The sequence below is a fragment of the Pseudomonas fontis genome (assembly GCF_028656955.1).
Lineage (GTDB): Bacteria > Pseudomonadota > Gammaproteobacteria > Pseudomonadales > Pseudomonadaceae > Aquipseudomonas > Aquipseudomonas fontis.
In genome coordinates this window covers 1-2,458 of the sequence record NZ_JAMDGY010000123.1, presented here as the reverse complement: position 1 = coordinate 2,458, position 2,458 = coordinate 1, and the positions used below count along the sequence as shown (strand labels likewise).

General features: G+C 47.7%; 6 protein-coding genes. All 6 read left to right on the top strand.

All coding sequences use genetic code 11. The features are described from left to right. Positions 1-355 (top strand): hypothetical protein (locus tag M5G11_RS26495; protein ID WP_273925424.1); only part of this gene is annotated, 355 nt, incomplete at its 5' end. A 25-nt stretch (positions 356-380) separates the two neighbouring features. Further along, positions 381-812: a hypothetical protein gene (locus M5G11_RS26490; protein WP_273909501.1), complete on the top strand. Its 432-nt coding sequence runs from the start codon at positions 381-383 to the stop codon at positions 810-812. Between the two features lie 23 nt (positions 813-835). Then, on the top strand, positions 836-1,285 hold the full coding sequence (locus M5G11_RS26485; protein ID WP_273909502.1) for a deaminase domain-containing protein: 450 nt from the start codon (positions 836-838) through the stop codon (positions 1,283-1,285). Next, the gene (gene imm2, locus M5G11_RS26480; RefSeq protein ID WP_273909503.1) at positions 1,285-1,638 is read left to right on the top strand and encodes an Imm2 family immunity protein; all 354 of its coding nucleotides are present in this window, start codon (positions 1,285-1,287) and stop codon (positions 1,636-1,638) included. Before M5G11_RS26485 ends, imm2 begins: the two co-directional genes overlap by 1 nt. Before the next feature lie 44 nt (positions 1,639-1,682). Further along, positions 1,683-2,000, top strand: coding sequence for a DUF637 domain-containing protein (locus M5G11_RS26475; protein ID WP_273925422.1), 318 nt, complete (start codon positions 1,683-1,685; stop codon positions 1,998-2,000). A 28-nt stretch (positions 2,001-2,028) separates the two neighbouring features. Beyond that, on the top strand, positions 2,029-2,458 hold a 430-nt coding region (locus M5G11_RS26470; RefSeq protein WP_273925420.1), incomplete at its 3' end, for a hypothetical protein.

Below are 2,458 nucleotides of genomic sequence, written 5' to 3'. Positions count from 1 at the left end.
TGATACTGTTGGTGCAAAAGGTATCCAGAAGGTTCCAGGTTTGGGAGCGGTAGATGACTTCTTTGCATCACAATCGACTAACCTCAATAAAAAGCTGGGAGCAAAAATTGGTGAGGGTCGCTTACCCTATGAAGCAAGCAGGACTGGTGTAGAGCAGGCTAAGGCGACGGTTAAAGAAACCCTAGAGAACGCTACATCTGTGAGCCCAGTAATCCCCAGCTCAACCGTTCGAGGTAATTACGATCTCGTTCATGTGTACAGTTCCAAGACTAATAGCACCGTGAGTTTAAGGGTGCTACCGAACGGAAAATATGAGTGTGATACATTAATTCCAGAGAAGTCATCAAAGCTTTAATGTGTGTGGAGGGGGGTGAGAAACCATGCTGATAAATGAAATTTTGCGCGATATCAGATTTCGTTCATTTTTTTTGAGCGGAGATTTGGTTTGTGAATTTTTAGTGCTGTTTTTTAAAATGTCTATAGCAGGATGGGTGTCGCTAACGGTTAGCGAGGGCGTGTCAAAATTTACAGCTATAAATACGGAGCCGGGGTTGCTCGAGTTGTCAGAAACTAGTGATAATTTTGCGTACCCAATTAGGTCGTTAAATAGCCTAGATAAGTTTTTAGGGTTAGAGATTTTGGCCGTATACGAGTACAGAATTGAGAATATTGACGAAGGCTGCGTTGGAATATATCTGGATTTTGGTTGTTGTGGGCTTAGTGTCATTGAGTCTGATGAATGTCTGTCGGTTGTAGAGGGCGCGATGCAATATTTGGATGGCGGGATTTATCTGTATAAAATAGAGATTTAGTTGGTGCAAAAGCAACAGCGGCCGTGATTGACACTGCTCCGATGGCCCAACGGGTCATGGACGTTCGAGCTGGATTGCCGTCTGGTTTACGGCGTAGTGGTAACGTAGCTGTCGCGGAAATAGATATTCCCGGAATACCTAAGCAGATGGCCGCACACAGCCAAGTCTCTGATGCTGGTAAGGGGCTTATCGGCTCCGGAAATGGGAATTTTGTCGCTCAATCTGTACCCAATAAGGCTGGAGACTTGGCTTATCGGGGAATAGATACGGAATACAAAATTCCAGATAATATCGCTGACCAGTTGGAGAGAAATACCTCCGCCAGAGGAACAGTAAATATTCTTACGGAGAAAGCGGCTTGTGCCAGCTGTCTGAATGTGGCTGAGCAGTTTAAGGCGAAGTACCCCAATATTGCAGTTAATATTCTTGGTAATCAGGGTGTTATGTTGCGCCCGCCGAGGAAGACGCCGTAATGGAAAACAGAGTGACTTATGGTGAAATCCGGGCTTGGTTTCTGGGTAGCTATTATAGCTATTGCAAGGTCAAGCTCAGCCACCAAAGCTCATGGGCTGAAGGTGAAAGTGAAGTGGGTTATGCCTATGGCGAGCTTGAAAACTCATTTGAATTGCCTGTTGAAAAGTTAATGCTCGAAGTTATAGCGCTTATTCTTTCAGCAGGGCGATCTCCGGAAAAGGTCCAGAATCATCATCTGGATACCATCTCTAAATTGTTAGAGGAGTTTGAACTATCCTCTATCTTGGAAGATCTGCCTTCTGATGAAGTCGTGGAGCTTAAAGATGACCTTAGATTATTAGGTATATGTTAATAGGGTAAAGCAGATATAGTCCGAAATATTTGTTGGTACAAAAGGTGGATCGAAGCTTTCCAAACGGGTTCAAGTGGGTCGGTGACAACACTATCAAGTTTGACAACGGTAGCGTACCGAAGATATTTGCCCACGCGATCATGGGTGGGCTCCTGGCGGAGGCTACAGGGAGCGATTTCAAAACCGGTGCGATGGCGGCGGGGTTGAATGAGGCGATGCTTAATGGGCTGGTTTCGATCTCTCAGGGCAATGACAACGTTCTGTTGATGCTTTCCCAGTTGACGGGGGTTGTAGCTGCCGCAGCCGTAGACGGGGGACTTAGGCCTAGGTGCCCAGATTGCTCAGAGTGCGACGCTCTATAACTACCTCTTCCATGAAGAAGTTGTAGAGATGTTACGCGAGGTGGATGCTCAGCAGACGGAGCAAGAAAAACAGCTCGTTCGTGAACGGTATGCATCGCTTGACGAGGCTCGCAACAACGATCTGCGAGCGACTTGCCAGGCAGATCCGGAGAAGTGTGCTGCTGTGCAGGCTCGGTTGGCTGCGGAAGAGTCACAGTTGCAAGCGTTGATAAAAACACTCAGAACAACCGATCCGATTACCGCAGCGACAGTGTCGGTCGTTAACGGCGGAAATAACTCAGCGGCTATTGCTACCCTTTCGTCAGAATTGTCTATCATCCGAGACGGCGAGTCGCAGCGATTCTGGAATGGTGTTGCGGCCACTGCTGCGGGGGTTGCCGCGGGTGCGTCTAGGGGGACAGGAAAGGCAGCGGAAGGTCCAAAAGGAACTGCCCTTGGTAATGGAGAGAGGGGTTTGG

Coding starts and splice junctions, on each gene's coding strand:
- imm2 (WP_273909503.1), top strand. CDS start 1,285: ATGGAAAACAGAGTGACTTATGGTGAAATCCGGGCTTGGTTTCTGGGT.
- M5G11_RS26490 (WP_273909501.1), top strand. CDS start 381: ATGCTGATAAATGAAATTTTGCGCGATATCAGATTTCGTTCATTTTTT.